Origin of the sequence: Streptomyces sp. NBC_00012, from assembly GCF_045040875.1 — a bacterium.
Classification (GTDB): Bacteria; Actinomycetota; Actinomycetes; order Streptomycetales; family Streptomycetaceae; genus Streptomyces.
In genome coordinates this window covers 5,221,325-5,241,413 of sequence record NZ_CP108309.1, presented here as the reverse complement: position 1 = coordinate 5,241,413, position 20,089 = coordinate 5,221,325, and the positions used below count along the sequence as shown (strand labels likewise).

At 70.5% G+C, this 20,089-nt stretch carries 19 protein-coding genes, 1 tRNA gene and 1 pseudogene; 13 read left to right on the top strand and 8 right to left on the bottom strand.

What is annotated here, in order from left to right:
- The first annotated feature begins 238 nt into the window (after window positions 1-238).
- Window positions 239-763 carry a YwqJ-related putative deaminase gene (locus OHA19_RS24200; RefSeq protein ID WP_405713423.1) on the top strand — a complete coding sequence of 175 codons (525 nt, stop codon included), beginning with the start codon at window positions 239-241 and terminating at the stop codon, window positions 761-763.
- A gap of 10 nt (window positions 764-773) precedes the next feature.
- Complete coding sequence (locus OHA19_RS24195) at window positions 774-1,307, top strand: SUKH-3 domain-containing protein (protein ID WP_405713425.1); 534 nt, start codon at window positions 774-776, stop codon at window positions 1,305-1,307.
- Window positions 1,308-1,491: 184 nt separating this feature from the next.
- On the opposite strand, the gene OHA19_RS24190 is transcribed toward OHA19_RS24195, so the two are convergent.
- Window positions 1,492-2,808, bottom strand: a complete 1,317-nt coding sequence (locus tag OHA19_RS24190; RefSeq protein WP_405713427.1) for a sensor histidine kinase — start codon at window positions 2,806-2,808, stop codon at window positions 1,492-1,494.
- 194 nt (window positions 2,809-3,002) lie between these two features.
- Here OHA19_RS24190 and OHA19_RS24185 point away from each other — a divergent pair.
- The 7 genes and pseudogenes from OHA19_RS24185 (at window position 3,003) to OHA19_RS24155 (ending at window position 8,483) form a co-directional block, all read left to right on the top strand.
- Window positions 3,003-3,622 (top strand): annotated as a pseudogene (locus OHA19_RS24185) (hypothetical protein).
- 23 nt (window positions 3,623-3,645) lie between these two features.
- Window positions 3,646-3,717: transfer RNA gene (locus OHA19_RS24180), tRNA-Gln, on the top strand.
- 109 nt (window positions 3,718-3,826) lie between these two features.
- The gene (gene glmU, locus OHA19_RS24175; RefSeq protein ID WP_405713429.1) at window positions 3,827-5,275 is read left to right on the top strand and encodes a bifunctional UDP-N-acetylglucosamine diphosphorylase/glucosamine-1-phosphate N-acetyltransferase GlmU; all 1,449 of its coding nucleotides are present in this window, start codon (window positions 3,827-3,829) and stop codon (window positions 5,273-5,275) included.
- A gap of 120 nt (window positions 5,276-5,395) precedes the next feature.
- On the top strand, window positions 5,396-6,370 hold the full coding sequence (locus OHA19_RS24170; RefSeq protein ID WP_405713431.1) for a ribose-phosphate diphosphokinase: 975 nt from the start codon (window positions 5,396-5,398) through the stop codon (window positions 6,368-6,370).
- A gap of 186 nt (window positions 6,371-6,556) precedes the next feature.
- Window positions 6,557-7,141 carry a 50S ribosomal protein L25/general stress protein Ctc gene (locus OHA19_RS24165; RefSeq protein WP_405713433.1) on the top strand — a complete coding sequence of 195 codons (585 nt, stop codon included), beginning with the start codon at window positions 6,557-6,559 and terminating at the stop codon, window positions 7,139-7,141.
- 120 nt (window positions 7,142-7,261) lie between these two features.
- Entirely contained in the window at window positions 7,262-7,855 is a 594-nt protein-coding gene (pth, locus tag OHA19_RS24160) for an aminoacyl-tRNA hydrolase (protein ID WP_405751550.1), read from the top strand.
- 157 nt (window positions 7,856-8,012) lie between these two features.
- Window positions 8,013-8,483 carry a hypothetical protein gene (locus tag OHA19_RS24155; protein WP_405713437.1) on the top strand — a complete coding sequence of 157 codons (471 nt, stop codon included), beginning with the start codon at window positions 8,013-8,015 and terminating at the stop codon, window positions 8,481-8,483.
- Window positions 8,484-8,510: 27 nt separating this feature from the next.
- On the opposite strand, the gene ppc is transcribed toward OHA19_RS24155, so the two are convergent.
- Complete coding sequence (ppc, locus tag OHA19_RS24150) at window positions 8,511-11,240, bottom strand: phosphoenolpyruvate carboxylase (RefSeq protein WP_405713439.1); 2,730 nt, start codon at window positions 11,238-11,240, stop codon at window positions 8,511-8,513.
- A 325-nt stretch (window positions 11,241-11,565) separates the two neighbouring features.
- On the opposite strand from ppc, the gene OHA19_RS24145 reads away from it, so the two are divergent.
- From OHA19_RS24145 to OHA19_RS24135, 3 genes are all read left to right on the top strand, one after another.
- Window positions 11,566-12,567, top strand: coding sequence for an acyl-CoA desaturase (locus OHA19_RS24145; protein WP_405713441.1), 1,002 nt, complete (start codon window positions 11,566-11,568; stop codon window positions 12,565-12,567).
- The gene (locus tag OHA19_RS24140; protein WP_405713443.1) at window positions 12,564-13,253 is read left to right on the top strand and encodes a TetR/AcrR family transcriptional regulator; all 690 of its coding nucleotides are present in this window, start codon (window positions 12,564-12,566) and stop codon (window positions 13,251-13,253) included. Before OHA19_RS24145 ends, OHA19_RS24140 begins: the two co-directional genes overlap by 4 nt.
- 93 nt (window positions 13,254-13,346) lie before the next feature.
- Entirely contained in the window at window positions 13,347-13,943 is a 597-nt protein-coding gene (locus OHA19_RS24135; protein WP_405753302.1) for a Uma2 family endonuclease, read from the top strand.
- Between the two features lie 3 nt (window positions 13,944-13,946).
- On the opposite strand, the gene OHA19_RS24130 is transcribed toward OHA19_RS24135, so the two are convergent.
- Together OHA19_RS24130 and OHA19_RS24125 are read right to left on the bottom strand one after the other, a co-directional pair.
- Complete coding sequence (locus OHA19_RS24130; RefSeq protein ID WP_405713445.1) at window positions 13,947-14,312, bottom strand: VOC family protein; 366 nt, start codon at window positions 14,310-14,312, stop codon at window positions 13,947-13,949.
- Entirely contained in the window at window positions 14,312-15,109 is a 798-nt protein-coding gene (locus tag OHA19_RS24125; protein ID WP_405713447.1) for a trans-aconitate 2-methyltransferase, read from the bottom strand. Before OHA19_RS24125 ends, OHA19_RS24130 begins: the two co-directional genes overlap by 1 nt.
- An 88-nt stretch (window positions 15,110-15,197) precedes the next feature.
- On the opposite strand from OHA19_RS24125, the gene OHA19_RS24120 reads away from it, so the two are divergent.
- The gene (locus OHA19_RS24120; protein WP_405713449.1) at window positions 15,198-15,695 is read left to right on the top strand and encodes a MarR family winged helix-turn-helix transcriptional regulator; all 498 of its coding nucleotides are present in this window, start codon (window positions 15,198-15,200) and stop codon (window positions 15,693-15,695) included.
- Here the strand turns inward: OHA19_RS24120 and OHA19_RS24115 are convergent.
- From OHA19_RS24115 to galT, 4 genes are all read right to left on the bottom strand, one after another.
- On the bottom strand, window positions 15,654-16,460 hold the full coding sequence (locus OHA19_RS24115; RefSeq protein WP_405751548.1) for a LuxR C-terminal-related transcriptional regulator: 807 nt from the start codon (window positions 16,458-16,460) through the stop codon (window positions 15,654-15,656). The two genes, OHA19_RS24120 and OHA19_RS24115, sit on opposite strands and share 42 nt — an antisense overlap.
- A gap of 332 nt (window positions 16,461-16,792) precedes the next feature.
- Window positions 16,793-17,980, bottom strand: coding sequence for a galactokinase (gene galK, locus OHA19_RS24110; RefSeq protein ID WP_405751545.1), 1,188 nt, complete (start codon window positions 17,978-17,980; stop codon window positions 16,793-16,795).
- Window positions 17,977-18,957 carry a UDP-glucose 4-epimerase GalE gene (galE, locus tag OHA19_RS24105; RefSeq protein WP_405751543.1) on the bottom strand — a complete coding sequence of 327 codons (981 nt, stop codon included), beginning with the start codon at window positions 18,955-18,957 and terminating at the stop codon, window positions 17,977-17,979. The genes galK and galE overlap by 4 nt, the downstream gene beginning before the upstream one ends.
- Window positions 18,954-19,997, bottom strand: a complete 1,044-nt coding sequence (gene galT / locus OHA19_RS24100; protein ID WP_405713453.1) for a galactose-1-phosphate uridylyltransferase — start codon at window positions 19,995-19,997, stop codon at window positions 18,954-18,956. The genes galE and galT overlap by 4 nt, the downstream gene beginning before the upstream one ends.
- Window positions 19,998-20,089 lie beyond the last annotated feature (92 nt).

Here is a 20,089-nt window from a genome sequence, read left to right as displayed (position 1 = left end):
GTGGCACAAGGGCCGGTCTCGCCCATGTGACCTGTCCGACGCCTCCCCCTCCGCATCCGTCACGAACCGTCACAACGACGTGACGGACGAGCGACGCCCCCGCCACGACCGGGCGACACGGAGACACGTTTCACCGCCCCAGCTTCCCCACCAGCCGGGACATTTGGCAGGCTGTCACCGCAACTCGGGGGCGTGCACATCGCGCAGCTACCGCTGCGGGCACGGGAGGGAAAGCACCATGCACACTGCACGATCAGTCACATCCGGGGATCCACGCCTCAGCTGGAGCAGCACCGAGACCGGTCGCACACCCCGTCTGCACCACCGGCGCGACGGCATCCTGCCCGCGGTCGCGGCGGCGCTGTCCGTCCGCGGCGAGACGCTGACCTGCACCGCGGGCAAGGGCGACCAGCCCCCCGTGCTGCACCCGCTCGTCCAGGACTTCCTCGACACCCTCCCCAGCAGCCGGCGCGAGCGCTTCACTGGCCGCTGCCCCGAGGCGATACTGCTCTCCCGACAGCTCACCGCCGCGGAATCGACCCGCTCCAAGCGCGCCCAGCGCAAGCCGCTGACCAACGGCGAGGCCCGGCGCGCCCTGAAGCACTCGCGGCTCACCGCACGGCGCATCCGTGAGGACGGCGACCCGATGCACGGCAGCTACGCGCCGCCGTGCCGCTCCTGCACGGCGATGCTCGCCCACTTCGGCGTACGTCCCGTCGACCTCACGACCACCGGGGCGGCGACCACCGCCGAGAAGGGCTGACCGCACGCCGATGCACGACCGAACCGACGTACCCGAACAGACGGGCCCCGCGGACCGCGACCGGAACGCCACCACCCGCTTCCCCGTCGCCGTGGACGCCGCCCTGCGCACCGCGGGCTGGCAGCCCGGCCGCTGGGACATCCGGCAGGCCGAGGAGTGGGCCGACACACTGCGCTCGCACACCTCGCCCGCCGGCCACCAGCACGCGGTCTTTCCCGCAGCCGTGGAGGCATGGGCCGAATTCGGCGGACTCCGTATCACCGCGTCCGCGCCGGGCCGCCAGATCGCACCAGCCCCGGTGCGCATCGATCCGCTGAGCGGACTCCACCTCGCCCGCACCCTCGGCGACCTCGGCCGCGCCCTGGAGACCGAGGTCAGCCCGCTGGGCGAGGAAGGGGACGGACAGGCGGTCCTGGCGATCGACACCGAGGGCCGCGTCTACAGCATCGACCACACCGGCGACTGGTACCTCGGCCCGGACATCGACCAGGCACTGGCAACCCTGATCACGGGCATCCAGCCGGACCGCCTCGTCTCGGACTGAACCAGCGGCACCGCCTCGTCCCGGACCGAACCAGCGGCACCGTACGGGCGGCCCGCCCCGAACCCCCGGACCGGACGGCCCCCACGGATCACGCGGGCCCCCGCTCAGGCAGCCCCATGATCGCGCGACCCCCCGCTCAGACGCCCCACGACCACGCGCCCCCCTGCTCACGCGGCCCCACAGCTCAGGCCGCCGCCCCCCGGGCCGGCAGCACCGCCGACACCCGGAAGCCCCCCGCGTCCGTCGGGCCCGAGACGAAGACACCGCCGAGCCCCAGCACCCGCTCCCGCATCCCGACCAGGCCGTTGCCCCCGCTCGGCAGCCCCGCGTCCGCCGTGGCCGCGTCCGACGGACCGTTCTCCACCTGCATCGCGACCTCCGCGTCCCGGTGCGCCAGCCGCACCCAGGTCTTCGCGCCCGCCGCATGCTTGTGCACGTTCGTCAGGGCCTCCTGCACCACCCGGTACGCCGTCTGCTCGACCTCGGGCGGATATGCGCGGGCCTCGCCGTCCACCGACAGCTCCACCGTCATCCCCGCCGCCCTGGACTCCCCCACCAGGGTCTCCACCTCGTGCAGCCGCGGCCCTTCCTCCGTGGCGGCGGCCGCAGCGGCGGCAGCGGCCTGGCCGACCGAGGCGAGCGGCACCGAGGCCGGCCGGTCCGTCACCGACTCCCCCGCACGCAGCACCCCGAGCATCTCCCGCAGCTCGGTCAACGCCTGCCGGCCCATGTCACCGACCAGCGCCGCGTTCCGCACCGCCTTCGCCGGATCCTTCGGCGCCACGGCCTGGAGCGCGGCGGCGTGCACCACCATCAGACTGACCCGGTGGGCGACCACGTCGTGCATCTCGCGGGCGATCCGGTGACGCTCCTCCGTACGCGCCCACTCCGCCCGCTCCTCGGCCCGGTCGGCGAGCAGCGACAGCTCCCGCTCCAGCGAGTCCGCCCGCTCCCGCAGGCTCTCCATCAGCCGCCGCCGGGCCCCTATGTAGAGGCCGAACAGCACCGGCGGCGCGGTGAGCCCGAGCGACATGAAGAGGGACATCAGCGGTACGTACCAGTCGTCGGGCCCGAAATCGGCCTGTTCGGCGACGCTCTGCCGCAGCCGTACGTAGGTGACGATGAACGTCCCCATGAAGGACATCCCCATCAGCACCGCGGTGATTCTCCGCGGCACGTCGGACGCGGCCAGCGTGTAGAGGCCGACCAGGCCCATCAGGAAGCCCATCTCGGCGGGCGTCGTCGCGATCGCGACCAGCACCACGACGATCGGCCACCGCCGCCGCACCACCAGCACGGACCCCGCGAGCAGCCCGAACAGCACCCCCGCCGGTACCGGCAGCCCGGTGTCCCCGGCGAACTCCACCCCTTCCAGTGCGCATTCCAGCGCCGACAGGAGCGCGAGCCCCACATCCAGAGCGACGCCGCGCCGCCGCTCCCACCACCAGTAGCCGCGGGTGGTCGGTCCCGCCGCTTCCCGGTCTGCCCCCGTTGCGGTCATGCCGTCCAGCCTACGGGCGGCCGCACCTCATTTTCGGGCGGCCTGGACCGCATGTACGCCTGCGAAACAGAGATGGAACGACCACTTATCACTTGAAATGGTGAATCGAGCAGGCTTTCGCACCGGACGTCCGCATTCCGGACAACGCTCGTCATATGACGGAGATCACGAGCAAGTAGGCCAACTTCGAAGCCCTGCGCGAGCAGGCCATCACCCTGCGCCGAGAGGGCCTCAGCCTCCGGCAGATCCGCGACCGGCTACACATCCACAACAACGACATCCTGGGCCGCCTGGTCAAGGGAGAACCGGCTCCGGAGTGGACGAAACGCCCACGCGCCAAGGATGAACTCCGGGAAAAGGCCCGGGAGCTGCGCAGCCAGGGCATGACCTACGACCAGATCCAGGTGGAGCTGGGGTGCTCGAAGAGCTCCATCTCCCTGTGGGTGCGGGATCCGCCGAAGCCGGAGCCTGTCTCCAGTTCATCAACAGCGACCCCACCGTGATCACGCTGTACCTACGCTGGCTCGAACTGCTTGAGGTCCCACGCGAACGCATGCACCTCCGGGTCAGCATCCACGAATCAGGGGATGTCACCGGGACCGAGCGATTCCGGGCCGATCTCGCAGACGTCCCCGCCTCCTCGCTCCAGAAGGCGACTCTGAGGAAGCACAACCCCAGGACCATCCGCAAGAACACCGCCGAGACCTACCGCGGCTGCCTGATCATCTGCGTCACCAAGAGCGCGGACCTTTATCGTCGCGTAGAAGGCACTTGGTACGGCATAGTGTTGGGTGCCGATCCAGCGACCGGATGACATGTCCGGTTAGTCGGCCTTGTTCCCCTGTGGTGTAATTGGCAGCACAGTAGCTTTTGGTGCTATTTGTCCGGGTTCGAGTCCTGGCAGGGGAGCCTCCGTATGTGGGCCCCGTCCAGCAAGGTCGGGGCCCTCACCCATGTCCGCTCACCTGCCCCCCGGTATCCTTCGGGTGTCCACCACCCGAAGCCGAAGGGCATTTCCGTGAGCTCCGAACGCCCGGCAGCCGTCGTCGTCCTCGCAGCGGGTGAGGGCACCCGCATGAAGTCGAAGACCCCCAAGGTTCTGCACGAGATCTCCGGGCGGTCGCTCGTCGGACATGTCGTCACCGCCTCCCGCGAACTGGACCCCGAGCACCTCGTCGTGGTCGTCGGCCACGGGAGCGAGCAGGTCACCGCGCACCTCACCGCCGTCGACGACCGTCTGCGGACCGCCCACCAGGCCGAGCAGAAGGGCACCGGCAACGCCGTGCGCGTCGGGCTCGACGAGCTCGGCGGCACCGTCGACGGCACCGTGATCGTCGTCTGCGGCGACACCCCGCTGCTCTCCGGCGAGACGCTCACCGCGCTCGCCGCCACCCACACGGCCGACTCCAACGCGGTCACCGTGCTGACCGCCGAGGTGCCGGACTCCACCGGCTACGGCCGCATCGTCCGCGACCCGGCCGACGGCGCGGTCACCGCGATCGTCGAGCACAAGGACGCCACCGACGCCCAGCGCGAGATCCTGGAGATCAACTCCGGGGTCTTCGCCTTCGACGGCCGGCTGCTCTCCGACGCCCTCGGCAAGCTCCGCACCGACAACAGCCAGGGCGAGGAGTACCTCACCGATGTCCTCTCCATCCTGCGCGAGGCCGGACACCGGGTCGGCGCCTCGGTCGCCGGGGACCACCGGGAGATCCTCGGCATCAACAACCGCCTCCAGCTGGCCGAGGCCCGGCGGCTGCTGAACCAGCGGCTGCTGGAGCGCGCCATGCTGGCCGGCGTGACCGTCGTGGACCCGGCGTCCACGCTGATCGACGCCACCGTCACCTACGAGCGCGACGCGATCGTGCACCCGGGCACCCAGCTCCTGGGCACCACGCATCTCGGCGAGGACGCCGAGGTCGGCCCCAACTCCCGGCTCACCGACACCGTCGTCCGCGCGGGCGCCCGGGTGGACAACACGGTCGCGGACCGGGCCGAGGTCGGCGAGGGCGCGACGGTGGGCCCGTACGCCTACCTGCGGCCCGGCACCAGGCTCGGCGCGAAGGCCAAGGCCGGTACGTACGTGGAGATGAAGAACGCCACGATCGGCGAGGGCACCAAGGTCCCGCACCTGAGCTACGTCGGCGACGCGACGATCGGTGACCACACCAACATCGGCGCCGCGAGCGTCTTCGTGAACTACGACGGCGTGGCCAAGCACCACACCACGATCGGCTCCCACTGCCGTACCGGCTCGGACAATATGTTTGTGGCTCCTGTCACGGTCGGGGACGGCGCCTACACCGCCGCCGGCTCGGTCATCACCAAGGACGTACCGCCCGGTTCGCTGGCCGTCGCCCGCGGCCAGCAAAGGAATATCGAGGGTTGGGTGGCCCGCAAGCGTCCGGGAAGCGGCGCCGCGCAGGCGGCTCAGGCCGCCGCATCGGAGCGCGACGGCGAAAGCTGACCGGAAACAGGTACGCCCCGCACGGCGTACCGTGATAGGTGCTCACCCCATTTCGGCTGGCTCGTTGCACATCGGGACACATGCGTGCAGCGCCAGGAACATGTCTGAGGAGACTGTGCTGTGACCGGGATCAAGACGACCGGCGAGAAGAAACTGATGTTCTTCTCCGGCCGCGCCCACCCCGAGCTGGCCGAGGAGGTTGCGCACCAGCTGGGTGTCGGCCTCGTGCCGACGAAGGCCTTCGATTTCGCCAACGGCGAGATCTACGTCCGCTTCCAGGAGTCGGCCCGCGGTGCCGACTGCTTCCTGATCCAGAGCCACACGGCCCCCATCAACAAGTGGGTCATGGAGCAGCTGATCATGCTGGACGCGCTGAAGCGCGCCTCGGCCCGTTCCATCACGGTGATCGTGCCGTTCTACGGCTACGCCCGGCAGGACAAGAAGCACCGCGGCCGTGAGCCGATCTCGGCCCGTCTGGTGGCGGACCTGATGAAGACGGCGGGTGCCGACCGCATCCTCACCGTCGACCTGCACACGGACCAGATCCAGGGCTTCTTCGACGGTCCGGTCGACCACCTCTTCGCGCTGCCGATCCTGGCCGACTACGTCGGTGCCAAGGTCGACCGTTCGAAGCTGACGATCGTCTCCCCGGACGCCGGCCGGGTGCGTGTCGCCGACCGCTGGTGCGACCGTCTGGACGCCCCGCTGGCCATCGTGCACAAGCGCCGTGACAAGGACGTCGCCAACAAGGTGACCGTCCACGAGGTCGTCGGCAATGTGAAGGGCCGGGTCTGTGTCCTGGTCGACGACATGATCGACACCGGTGGCACCATCTGCGCCGCCGCCGACGCCCTGTTCGCGCACGGTGCCGAGGACGTCATAGTGACGGCGACGCACGGTGTGCTCTCGGGTCCGGCCGCCGACCGGCTGAAGAACTCCAAGGTCAGCGAGTTCGTCTTCACGGACACCCTGCCTACCCCGGGCGAACTGGAGCTCGACAAGATCACGGTGCTCTCGATCGCGCCGACGATCGCGCGCGCGGTGCGTGAGGTCTTCGAGGACGGTTCGGTCACGAGCCTCTTCGAGGAGCAGTAGGCAGAAAGCGTCACAGAAGATCCACTTTGGGGTGCGGCCTCCCCGCCGGGTAGACTCAGCGAGTTGCTCGGCGAGGGAGGCCGTACTCACAGGTACGGCGGTCCGTTATCGACGCGCTCTTCGTAGCAGGCCTGTCGTGGGCCGGGTGACCATCCGCAATTTTGTCACCTTACGAGGAGTGCAGTCATGGCCGAGATCAAGCTTGCCGCCGAGGTCCGTTCCGAGTTCGGCAAGGGCGCTGCCCGCCGCGCCCGTCGCGCCAACCTCGTCCCCGCCGTCATCTACGGTCACGGCGCCGAGGCCGTTCACATCACGCTGCCGGCTCACGAGCTGCAGCTGGCGCTCCGTACCGCCAACGTCCTGATCGGTCTCGAGATCGACGGCAAGGACGCGCTGGTCATCCCGAAGGCCGTGCAGCGCAACGCCCTCAAGGGCAACATCGAGCACGTCGACCTGCTGACCGTCAAGCGCGGCGAGAAGGTCAACGTCGAGATCGCCGTGCACGTCGAGGGCGACCTGGCCCCGGGCGGCAACCTCCTGGAGTACGTGCAGAACACCCTGCTCGTCGAGGCCGAGGCCACCCACATCCCCGAGTCCGTCACGGTCTCCGTCGCGGGCCTGGACGCCGGTGCGTCCGTTCTCGCCAAGGACATCCCGCTGCCCAAGGGCTCCGTGCTCGCCGGCGACGAGGACGCCGTCGTGCTCCAGGTCGTCGCCGCGCAGGCCGAGGAGCCGGCCGCCGAGGGCGAGGGCGAGGGCGCCGAGGCCTGAGCCTCGCCCGCACTGCTTGACTGACGGGGCGGCGGTTTCCTTGTTTTCGGGGATCCGCCGCCCCGTTTCCCTGTATCCGGGCCGTCCGGATCCATCCGTACACGAGGAGACCGAGCGCAGATGTCCGACGCCACCGACCCCTGGCTCATCGTGGGCCTCGGCAACCCCGGTCCCGAGTACGCGGCGAACCGGCACAACGTCGGCTTCATGGTGGCCGACCTCCTGGCCGAGCGGATCGGCGGGAAGTTCAAGCGGGCGCAGAAGGCGCAGGCGCAGGTCGTGGAGGGGCGCATGGGTCCGCCCGGACCGGCGAACCGGCGGGTGATCCTGGCCAGGCCGATGTCGTACATGAACCTCTCGGGCGGCCCCGTCACCGCGCTGCGTGATTTCTACAAGGTTCCGACGGACCACGTCGTGGCGATCCATGACGAGCTGGACATCGATTACGGGGCGCTCCGGCTGAAGCTGGGCGGTGGCGACAACGGGCACAACGGCCTCAAGTCGATGACCAAGGCGATGGGGGCGGACTATCACCGGGTCCGGTTCGGGATCGGCCGGCCGCCGGGGCGGATGCAGGTCGCCGATTTCGTGCTGAAGGACTTCTCCTCCACCGAGCGCAAGGAGCTCGCGTACCTGGTGGACCGGGCGGCGGACTCGGTTGAGTGCCTGCTCGCGGAGGGCCTGGAGCGCGCGCAGAGCACGTACAACTCGTAGCGGCACGCACGACTCGTAGCGGCTGGCACGACTCGTAGCGGCTCGCGCAACTCGCAGTGGCTCGTGGCTCGCACAACTCTGACATTCCTGTCGCTACCCCGGCGATTTCCGGCCACGAGTTGACCGGCGGTGCCGGTCTGCCCAAGGATCGCTCCACATGAAGCGGAGCTCCTCCAACCGCGCCCTGGTCTATGCCCGCAACACCGCCATGGGCTGTGTCGTCCTGCTGTTGCTGGTGGCGGGTGTGCTGTCCTCCTGGGACGAGGCGCACCACGTCGTTCTGGCCAAGGGCCGTGAGCACGGCACGATGACCGTGACCGGGTGTGGCGCCGATGTCTGTACGGGCCCGTTCACGCCGTCGGGGCAGGCCGCCGCACGTGCCAGGGTGACGGTCGACAAGTCCGTCGCGGCGCGGCGGGGCGACCGGTTTCCCGTGGTGATCAAGCCGGGCACGGACGATGTGGTGCGGACCGGGACGCCGGGTTTTCTGCATGCCTGGGTTCCGCTGGGCGGTGCGCTGGTGCTGGCGGGGCTGATGATCGGTGGTGGTCTGCGGCTGTCCCGGACCGGTTGGGGCACCGGGATCGCGGGTGCGGCCCTGCTCGTGGCGACGTTCATCGCGCTGTGAGCGGGGCCGCTCCCGCGTCCGGACGGGTCAGCCGGTGTTGCGCAGGCCTGCGGCGACACCGTTCACGGTGAGCAGCAGGGCCCTGGCGAGCAGCGGGTCGGGCTCTTCGCCGCGTGCCGCGGCGTCGCGCTGGCGGGCCAGCAGCGAGACCTGGAGGTAGGAGATCGGGTCCAGGTAGGCGTCGCGGATGGCGAAGGTCTGCTGGAGCACCGGGCTGGTGCCGAGCAGTTCGGTGGAGCCGGTGACCTTGAGGACTTCCCGGACTGTGAGTGCGTGCTCGGCCTCGATGTCGGCGAAGACGTGCTTCAGTTCGTCGGGGACGAGCGTGTCGACGTAGTGGCGGGCGATCCGCAGGTCGGTCTTGGCGAGGGTCATCTCCACGTTGGAGATGAAGTTCTGGAAGAAGTGCCAGTGCTCGTGCATTTCGTCCAGGACGGTGTCCAGACCGGCCTCGCGCAGTGCCTTGAGCCCGGAGCCGACGCCGTACCAGCCGGGCACGATCTGGCGGGACTGGGTCCAGCCGAAGACCCACGGGATGGCGCGCAGTCCGTCGAGTCCGGCGCCCGAGTCGGGGCGGCGGGACGGGCGGGAGCCGAGGTGGAGGTCGGCGAGCTGGTCGACGGGGGTGGCCGCGAAGAAGTACGCGGGCAGGTCCGGGTCCTCGACGAGCTTGCGGTACGCGGCGTGCGCCGCGTCGGAGACGGTGTCCATCGCGGCGTCCCAGCGGGCCAGGGCCTCGTCGGACTGGCGGGGTGCGGTGTGCAGTGCGGAGGCCTGGAGGGTGGCCGCGACGGTCAGTTCCAGGTTCTCCCGGGCGAGTGCCGGGATGAGGTACTTGTCGGAGATGACCTCGCCCTGTTCGGTCACCTTGATCTCGCCCTCCAGGGTGCCCCAGGGCTGGGCGAGGATCGCGTCGTGCGAGGGGCCGCCGCCGCGGCCGACGGTGCCGCCGCGGCCGTGGAAGAGGCGCAGGCGTACGCCGTAGCGGTGGGCGACGTCGCGGAGCCGGCGCTGGGCGCGGTGGATCTCCCACTGGGAGGTGGTGATGCCGCCGAACTTGGAGGAGTCGGAGTAGCCGAGCATGACCTCCTGGACGTCGCCGCGCAGGGAGACGAGGCGGCGGTACGAGGGGTCGGCGAGCATCTCGTCGAGGATGACGTCGGCGGCGCGCAGTTCGTCGGTGGTCTCCAGGAGCGGCACGATGCCGATCTTGGCCCAGCCGCCGTGCAGGTCGATCAGGCCGGCCTCGCGGGCGAGTACGGCGGCGGCGAAGACGTCGTCGGCGCCCTGGCACATCGAGATGATGTAGGACTCGATGACTTCGGGTCCGAAGCGCTCGAAGGCTTCCTTGACGGTGTGGAAGACGCCGAGGGTCTTCTCGCCGGCGGCGTCGAGCGGGGCTGGGGTCGGGGCGAGGGGGCGGCGGGAGCGGAGCTCCTTGGCGAGGAGCTTCTGCCGGTAGTCGCGGGGCATGTCGGCGTAGCGCCAGGATTCCTCGCCGAGCCGGTCGAAGAGCTGGCCGAGGGCGTGGTGGTGGGCGTCGGCGTGTTCGCGGACGTCCATGGTGGCGAGCTGGAGGCCGAAGGCTGCGAGGGTACGGATGGTGCGGTCCAGCCGGCCGTCGGCGAAGAGTCCGCCGCGGTGCTCGCGCAGTGAGGTCTGGATGAGTGCGAGGTCAGCGATGAGTTCGGCGGTGCCGAGGTAGTCGCAGCCGGGGCGGTGCGGGGTGCCGGAGGCGAGGCGCTCGCGGGTGTTTACGAGCTTCTGCCGGATGCAGGTGGCCTTGAGCCGGTAGGGCTCCTCGGCGTTCAGCCGCTTGTAGCGGGGGCTGATCTCGGGGAGGCGTTCCAGGTCGGCTTCGAGGGAGGTCAGCAGTTCGTCGGTGGCGCCGGTGTAGCGGATGGAGTTGGAGAGCAGTCCGCGCAGGTGGTCGATGAGTTCGAGGGCGTCGGTGATGCCGTGTTCGTGCTGGAGGATCAGCACCTCCCAGGTGACGGCGGGCGTCACGTTGGGATTGCCGTCGCGGTCGCCGCCGATCCAGGTGCCGAAGGTGAGGGGGCGGGTGCCCGCGGGCAGCTCGACGCCGACGCGTTCGAGTTCGGCGGCCAGGTCCTCCAGTACGTCGCCGACGGCGTTGGCGTGGAGTTCGTCGAGGTAGTAGATGGCGTTGCGGGCCTCGTCGGCCGGCTCGGGGCGGACGACGCGCAGTTCGTCGGTCTGCCAGATGAGGTCGATGTTCTCGGCGAGCCGGAGGTCCTGGCGGCGCCGGTCGGCGTCGACGACGGGAGTCTCCAGGAGCGCGGCGATGCGGCGGAGCTTGTTGAGCACGGAGCGCCGGGCGGCCTCGGTGGGGTGCGCGGTGAAGACGGGCCGGACGTTGAGGTTCTTGACGGTCTCGCGCAGGTGGACGGGGTCGGCGTCCTTGAGCCGGTCGGCGGTGCGCGCGAGGAGTCCGCCCTCGGCGGCGCGGCGGTCGCGCATCTCGTGGGCGCGGTGGACCTGCTCGGTGACGTTGGCGAGGTGGAAGTAGGTGGAGAAGGCGCGCACGAGCTGTGCGGCGGTCTCCAGGTCCGTGTCGCCGAGGAGCTGGGCCGCGGCCTCGCCGTCGGTGCGGGTCAGGGCGCGGACGCGCTCGACGAGGTCGAGGAGCTCCTGGCCCTCCTGACGTACGAGGGTCTCGCCGAGGAGGTCGCCGAGGCGGCGGATGTCGGCGCGCAGCTCGGGGCTGGCGGCAGGGGTCTGGTCGGCACTGCTCACGGTGTGCGGCTCCTTGCAGTGGTTGAGCACGGGGTTTCTCCCGGGGCCGCGGCAGGGCAGCGGCCACAGGGGTCTCCGGGGCCACGACAGGCAGCGGTGCTGACGCCACCCCGGGAAAGCAGAGTGCGGACCGCGCTGTCCGACCCCACCAGGATAGGTGTCCACTCCGTCGGCGCCGCTCGCGGCCCGATCGGGTTTCCCCTCGACGGGCGGCCCGCCGCGCTCTCGTGCGATGGGCCTTTCCGCTGCCATACTTACGTTGCCGTAGGTTACGGATGCGTAGCCAGAGCTGTCCGTCGTATTCCTCATCCCCAGGGGACCCCCCATGAACACCAGCCCCGCCGTGATCGACGACGCCCAGCCACCGGCGGCCGACGATCACGCCTTTCCCTCCGCCACGCTCGGCGGGGACAGCAAGAGGTCGATCGAGCAGTTCGCCCTCCTGCTGTTCATCGTGGTGCCGTTCGTGGCGCTGGTCGCGGCGGTGCCGCTGGCCTGGGGCCGCGGTGTGAGCTGGCTCGATCTGGGTCTGCTCGTGGCGATGTACTTCATCGGCTGCCATGGCATCACGATCGGTTTCCACCGCTATTTCACGCATGGCTCGTTCAAGGCGAAGCGCCCGCTGCGCATCGCTCTGGCCGTGGCCGGTTCGCTGGCCGTGGAGGGTCCGCTGGTGCGCTGGGTGGCCGACCACCGCAAGCACCACCGCTTCTCCGACGCGGAGGGCGACCCGCATTCGCCGTGGCGTTTCGGCGAGAGCCTGCCCGCTCTGATGAAGGGCCTGTGGTGGGCCCACATCGGCTGGATGTTCGACGAGGAGCAGACTCCGCAGCAGAAGTACGCCCCCGATCTGATCAAGGACCCGGCGCTGCGCGGCATCTCCCGCCACTTCATGAGCCTCACGATCGTTTCGCTGGCGCTGCCGCCGCTGGTGGGCGGTCTGGTGACGATGTCGTGGTGGGGTGCGGCGACGGCCTTCTTCTGGGGCTCGCTGGTCCGGGTGGCCCTGCTGCACCACGTCACCTGGTCGATCAACTCGATCTGTCACGCGGTCGGCAAGCGGCCCTTCAAGTCGCGTGACCGGTCCGGCAATGTGTGGTGGCTGGCGGTCCTGTCCTGCGGCGAGTCGTGGCACAACCTGCACCACGCGGATCCGACGAGCGCCCGGCACGGCGTGATGCGCGGTCAGATCGATTCGAGTGCCCGGCTGATCCGCTGGTTCGAGAAGCTGGGCTGGGCGCACGACGTGCGCTGGCCGGACTCCGCCCGGATCGAGTCCCGCCGGATCGACGCCCGGCGCGACCCCGAGCGTGCCGACGCGGCATGATTGACGACGTGGCGACCGACTCCAGCACCAGCAACGAGAAAAACCGTCCTTCCTCCTCCGCCCGGCGTACCCGCCGGGTGCGGATGACCGGCAAGGAACGCCGCGAGCAGTTGCTGGACATCGGTCGCACGCTCTTCGCCGACAAGGGCTTCGAGGGCACCTCGGTCGAGGAGATCGCCTCCCGCGCGGGTGTCTCCAAGCCGGTGGTGTACGAGCACTTCGGCGGCAAGGAGGGTCTGTACGCCGTCGTGGTCGACCGCGAGATGCGCCAGCTCCTGGACATGGTGACCAGCGCGCTGACCGCGGGCCACCCCCGCGAGCTCCTGGAGCAGGCGGCGTTCGCGCTGCTCGACTACATCGAGACGTACACCGACGGCTTCCGCATCCTGGTCCGTGACTCCCCGGTGGCCCAGTCGACCGGCACCTTCGCCTCCCTCATCAGCGATATCGCCACCCAGGTGGAGGACATCCTGGGCCTGGAGTTCAAGGCCCGCGGCTTCGACCCGAAGCTGGCCCCGCTGTACGCGCAGGCGCTGGTCGGCATGGTCGCCCTGACCGGCCAGTGGTGGGTCAACGCCCGCAAGCCGAAGAAGTCGGAGGTCGCCGCCCACCTGGTGAACCTGGCTTGGCACGGCTTGGAGAACCTGGAGGCGAAGCCCCGGTTGATAGGGCACCGCAAAAGCTGAACGGGGGGGCCGGTCACCCGTTGCGATGACGGCTCGGGGAAGTGGCCCCTACTGTGGTCGGTAGGGCCAAGAATCCCGTCCATGGGAGGAATCATGACCGCCGAGCCGTTCACCGCGCACAGCTCCCGCTGGCCGGTGCCGCCCCAGGACGGATACACGGTGGACGACCTGTTCACCTTGCCCGATCTCCCGCCGCACACGGAGTTGCTCGACGGGAGCCTGGTTTTTGTGAGTCCACAGCGTCGTTTCCACGCCAAGATGATCGACTTGCTGATGAATGGTCTGCGCGCCACGATCCCGGCCGACCAGAAAGCCGAACGTGAGATGACCGTGGTGCTGGATCAGCGCAACGGCCCGGAACCCGATGTGTCCGTCGTTCGTGCCGACGCCGTCACCGATCTTGAGCAGACCCGTTTCCACGCCGCCGACGTCCTGCTCGCCGTCGAGGTGGTCTCGCCCGATTCCGAGGCCCGGGACCGCGACGCCAAGCCGCAGAAGTACGCCGCGGCCGGCATCCCGAACTTCTGGCTGGTCGACATGGCCGGCACCGACCACCACCCGGTGGTGCGGGTGTACGAGCTGGACCCGGTGTCCAAGGCGTACGCGCTGACGGGAATCCACCACGACCGGCTCAAGACGAGCGTGCCGTTCCCGATCGACATCACCCGGGAGGCGCTGGACGCGTTGTGACGGTCAGCCGTCCACCGGTTCCAGGAATTCGAGGCGGTTGCCCACCGGGTCGTGGCTGTAGAAGCGCCGGTGCCCCGGCAGGTTGCCGTCCCAGTGCACCTGGGCGCCCCGCTCCTCCAGTCGGGCCGCGTACGCCTCGATGTCCGTGACGCGCAGGCCGGGGTGGGCCTTCTTCGCCGGGTGGAAGTCCCGTTCGATGCCGAGGTGGAGCTGGACCGGGCCCGCCTGGAACCAGCAGCCGCCGCGGGCCGCGAGCACCGGGGGCTTGGGGATCTCCGTCATGCCGAGGGTGTCCGCGTAGTAGGCGCGAAGGGTGTCCTCGGAGCCCTCCGGGGCGGCGAGCTGTACGTGGTCGAGGGCGGCGATCATCACTTCTCCTTGCGGGCCACGGCGAAGATACGGCGGAACGGGAAGACGGTGCCGTGCGGGCGCCGGGGGTAGGCGGTGCGGAGCAGGTCGCGGTATTCGGTGAGGAAGGCGTCGCGGGCCTCGGGGTCGTCGGCGAGGGCGGTCAGGACGGGGCGCAGGCCGGTGCCCTTCACCCAGTCGAGCACCGGGTCCTGGCCGGGCAGGAGATGCAGATACGTGGTCTCCCAGACGTCCGCGGTGATGCTGGGGGCGGTCAGCGCGTCGAGGTAGGCGGCGGGGGCGAGGACCGCGTCGGCGTGGCGCAGTTCGCCGGCCAGGCGGGCGCGCCAGCGCGGGGAGCCGGCGAGTTCGCGCATCAGTACGTGGCTGGGCTGGTCGAAGTTGCCGGGGACCTGGAAGGCGAAGGTGCCGCCGGGGGTGATCGCGTCCAGCCAGGCCGGGAAGCGGGCGGTGTGGTCGGGGACCCACTGGAGCAGAGCGTTGGAGACGATCAGGTCGTACGGCTCGGCGGGGGTCCAGGTGGCGGCGTCGGCCTCGGCGAAGTCGAGGTGGGGGCCGGCGTGGGCGCGGGCCCGTTCGAGCATCTGCGGGGAGTTGTCGTAGCCGGTGATCCGGGCTTCGGGCCAGCGGTCGGCGAGCAGGACGGTGACGTTGCCGGCGCCGCAGCCGAGGTCGGCGACACGGGGTGCGGGGGCGGCCGGGAGCTCGGCGATGCGGGCGAGGAGGTCCAGGAAGGGGCGGGTGCGGTGGTCTGCGTGGCGCAGGTACTGCTGCGGGTCCCAGGTGGGTGCGGTCATGGGTTCAGGATCACGCCAGAAATATCTTGATGTCAAGACACTTGAATTCAAGAGACTTCATGTCGACAGACCATCTACACTGATCCACATGGAGGACGAGGTCGACCGACTGGTTGCTGCATGGCGCCGCGAGCGCCCCGACCTCGACGTGGAACCACTCGAGGTGCTCAGCCGTGTCTCCCGCCTGGCCCGCCATCTGGACCGGGCCCGCCGGATCGCCTTCTCCGAGCACAATCTGGAGCCCTGGGAGTTCGACGTACTGACGTCCCTGCGTCGCGCGGGCGCCCCCTACCAGCTCTCCCCCGGCCAGCTCCTCACCCAGACGCTGGTCACCTCCGGCACGATGACCAACCGCATCGACCGCCTGACCAAGAAGAACCTCGTCGAGCGCCTCCCCGACCCCAGCGACCGCCGGGGCGTACTCGTCCGGCTCACCGCCGAGGGCCGCGACAAGGCCGACGAGTCGCTGGCCGGTCTGCTCGCCCAGGAGCGCGCCATCCTGAGCGAGCTCTCCACCCAGCAGCGGGGCGAACTGGCGGGGCTGCTACGCCAGTTGACCGCCCCGTTCGACAACATTCCCGGCTAGGAGCGATCCGTCGGGCACCGGATCGGCCGGTCCGACACCCGCCCTGCGGGCCAGGGCGACGGCGGCCAGGGTGGAGTGCACGCCCAGTTTCCCCAGCACGTTCTGCATATGGGTACGGACCGTGTGCGGGGAGAGGAAGAGCCGCTCGGCCACCGCCTTGCGGCCCAGGCCGGCCACCATGCAGCGCAGCACCTCGCGTTCGCGCGGGGTCAGCGACTCGACCAGTTGCTCGCTCTCGCTGCGGTGCTTGCGCGCCGCCGTCAGCTCCCGCAGCACACCGGTGAGCAGCGCCGGGGGCAGGTGCGTCTCGTCCCGCAGCACCCCGCGGATGACGGTGAGCAGCCGTTGCAGCGAGCAGTCCTTGGCGACCCAGCCCGACGCCCCGGCCTGGAGCGCCAGCGCGGCCCGGACGGGGTCGTCCTTCTCGGCCAGCACCACCGTGCGCACGGACGGCCGGCCCGAACGGACCCCGGCCACCAGGGAGATGCCGTCCACCCGGGCGCTCTCCCCGTCGGCGGAGACCGGTACGGGTGCCCGCCGGCCTCCCGCCGTGCCCAGGATGCCCAGCTCGGCATCGATCAGCATCACGTCGTAGCCGCGCCCCTCGGCGGCGGCCCGCTCCAGGCACCGTAACGCGGCGGGGCCACTGCCCGCCGCCGCCACATCGACGTCGGGCTCGGCCGCGAGCGCCGCAGCGAGCGACTCGGCGAAAATCCGGTGGTCGTCCACCACGAGAACCCGGATACGAACCACAGGCACCCCCATGCCGCGTCTGTTCCTGGGGCCACCCCCGGCCCGCCGAAAGGGACCGAACCAGTGCGGGTACGGCACCTGGATCGGGGAGATGGACCATGGTTCCACGGCCGCCGCCGCGTCCCGGCCACCGCCCGCCCCGGGCGCCGCACCCGACTGTCTCGTACCCCTGAATCAGCACCGGCCCCCACCGGTGCTGTGCATCAGGGTACGGCCGACGGGCCGTGGCGGAAGCCGATTCGCAGAACTGACCGGCTCTGGCCGCCCCTGGGATGTGGCACGTGCTTCGTCTTGTGACAGAAGCGGACGAAGGGCTGCCTGCCCGGCTGGGCCGGCAGCGGATTTCAGCCGAGCCGGCGGGCGCCCGCCGAGGGTACGGCCGGGAAGATCCGCGGGGCCGCGTACCCCGCCGCGGCGAACGCCTCCAGCACGGACTTGGAGACCATGTCCGCCTGCTCCTGGGCCACCAGCACGATCGCCGAGCCGCCGAAGCCGCCACCGGTCATCCGCGCGCCGAGCGCCCCGGCCTCGTTCGCCGCCGAGACCACCAGGTCCAGCTCCGGGCAGGAGACCCGCAGATCGTCGCGGAGCGAGACGTGCCCGGCGTTGAGCACCGGGCCCGCGGCCCGCACATCGCCCGCGTCGAGCAGCGCGATGACCTGCTCGACGCGCTGGTTGTCGCTGACCACATGGCGTACGTAGCGCACCACGGACTCGTCGGCACCGGCCGCGGCCAGGGTTTCCAGGGCCGCGCCGAGGCCGTCGTACGGCACCTCGCGCAGCGTCCGTACGCCGAGCGCCGCCGCGCCCGCCTCGCAGCCGGCCCGCCGCTCGGCGTAGGCACCGTCGCCGAGCGCGTGCTTGACCTGGGTGTCGACCACGAGCAGCCGCAGTCCGTGGGCGGCCAGGTCGAAGGGGACCTGGCGCTGGGTGAGGTCGCGGGTGTCGAGGTGCAGGGCGTGGCCCTCGGTGCAGCAGGCGGACGCCATCTGGTCCATGACCCCGCAGGGCACACCCACGAAGTCGTTCTCGGCGCGCTGGCCGAGAACTGCCAACTCCTGGGCGGAGAGCCCTAGTTCGAAGAGGTCGTTCAGGGCGAGCGCGGTGACGACCTCCAGCGCGGCGGAGGAGGACAGGCCCGCACCGGTGGGAACGGTGGAGGTGAGCTGGATGTCCGCCCCGGTGACCGGATGGCCGGCCTCGCGCAGCGCCCAGACGACCCCGGCGGGGTACGCCGCCCAGCCGTGCCCCTCGTGCGGGGCCAGTTCGTCGACGCGGAGCTGGACCACGCCACCGGGAACGTCGGTGGAGTGGAGGCGCAGTTCGCCGTCGGTGCGGCGGGCGACGGCGGCGAGCGCGGTGTGCGGCAGCGCCAGCGGCATCACGAAGCCGTCGTTGAAGTCGGTGTACTCGCCGATCAGGTTGACCCGGCCGGGGGCCGCCCAGATCCCTTCGGGCGCGCGCCCGTAGAGCTCGGCGAAGGAGGCGGTCAGCTCGGCGCGGGAAGCGGACGGCTCGGTGTTCTCGGTCATGGGGCGGTGGGCTCCTCTCGGCGGGCGAACGCCCAGGCGTCGCTGACGATTCCGGTCAGGTCGGCGCGCGAGGGCGTCCAGCCGAGCCGCTCCCTGGCGGTGGCGGCGGAGGCGACCAGCACGGCGGGGTCTCCGGCGCGGCGGGGGGCCGCGGTCTCGGGGACGGGGTGGCCGGTGACCTCGCGGACGGTCTCGATGACCTCGCGGACCGAGAAGCCGTTGCCGTTGCCGAGGTTGCAGATCAGGTGCTCGCCCGCGGTGGCCGCGTCCAGGGCCAGCAGGTGGGCCTCGGCGAGGTCGGCGACGTGGATGTAGTCGCGGACGCAGGTGCCGTCGGGGGTGGGGTAGTCGTCGCCGTAGACGGAGATCGACTCGCGCAGGCCGAGCGCGACCTGGAGGACCAGCGGGATGAGGTGCGACTCGGGTTCGTGCCGCTCCCCGCAACTGCCGTACGCACCGGCCACGTTGAAGTAGCGCAGCGAGACCGCGGCCAGTCCGTGCGCGGCCGCCTCGCCGGTGATCATGTGGTCGACGGCGAGCTTGGTGGCGCCGTAGGGGTTGGTGGGCGCGGTCGCGTCGGACTCGGTGATGGGGGTGGTGGCCGGTTCGCCGTAGGTGGCGGCGGTGGAGGAGAAGACCAGGGTGCGCACCCCGGCGTCGCGCATCGCGGCGAGCAGTGCGACGGAGCCGCCGACGTTGTTCACCCAGTACTTCTCCGGGTCCGCGACGGACTCGCCGACCTGGGAGTACGCGGCGAAGTGCAGCACTCCGTCGTAGGAGGCGTCCAGCCACTTCGCCGCGTCCTGGATCCGGCCCTCGATGAACTCGGCCCCGGCCGGGACGCCCTCCCGGAACCCGGTCGAGAGGTCGTCGAGAACGGTGACCGCGTGCCCGGCCTCCAGCAGGTGCTGGGCGACCACGCTGCCGACGTATCCCGCGCCGCCCGTGACCAGGTACTTCTTCTGGGGCTTGCTCACTCGCTCGCTACCTCTCGCAGTCGCTGGGCCGCGGCCTCCGGCGGCACATCGTTGATGAACACGTTCATGCCGGATTCGGAACCCGCGAGGAACTTCAGCTTGCCGGAGGTACGTCGGATGGTGAAAAGCTCCAGATGGAGCCCGAAGTCCTCCCGCCCGGGGGCCCCGAACGGGGCCTGGTGCCAGGCCGAAATGTACGGGGTCGGCGGCTCGCCGGGGCCGAAGATCCGGTCGAATCGCCTCAAGAGTTCCAGATAGATCTGTGGGAACTCCGTGCGCGCGGCCTCGTCGAGTTCCCGCAGGTCGGGGACGCGGCGGCGGGGGTGGAGGTGGACCTCGTACGGCCAGTGCGCGGCGTACGGCACGAAGGCGACCCAGTGCTCGCCGTCGATGACGATCCGGGAGCCGTCCTTCTCCTCGCGGGCCACGACATCGTCGAAGAGGTTGCCGCCGGTCTCGGCGCGGTGGGCCGCCATCGAGCGGAACATCAGCTCGGTGCGCGGGGTGACGAAGGGGTACGCGTAGATCTGCCCGTGCGGGTGGCCGAGCGTGACGCCGATCTCGGCGCCCCGGTTCTCGAAGCAGAACACCTGCTTGACCTGCGGGAGTTCGGCCAGTTCGGCGGTGCGGTCGGTCCAGGCCGCGAGGACCAGGGCGGCCTGCTCCTCCGTGAGGTCGGCGAAGGACGCGTCGTGGTCGGAGGTGAAGCAGACGACCTCGCAGCGGCCGGAGTCCCCGGCGAGCGAGGGGAAGCGGTTCTCGAAGACCGCGACGTCGTAGTCGGCCTCGGGAATCTCGCTCCGCCGGCCGTCCCGCGAGGGGCAGAGCGGGCACTCGTCGGCCGGCGGGTGATAGATGCGGCCCTGGCGGTGCGAGGCGATGGCGACGCTGTCCCCGAGGAACGGGTCCCGGCGGATCTCGGACGAGGTCGATACGGCGTCGAGGGGGCGCCGGTCGACGGCGTCACGGACGACATCGTCGCGGCTGTCGTAGTAGAGCAGCTCCCGTCCGTCGGCGAGCGTCGTAACCGTCTTCTTCACCAGGTTCCTCCAAACATAACCGAACACAATGAACCACAAGTCAACAATGACGTCAATGAGTGGTCCACGCCGGGCGGCCAGGGGCCGACGTC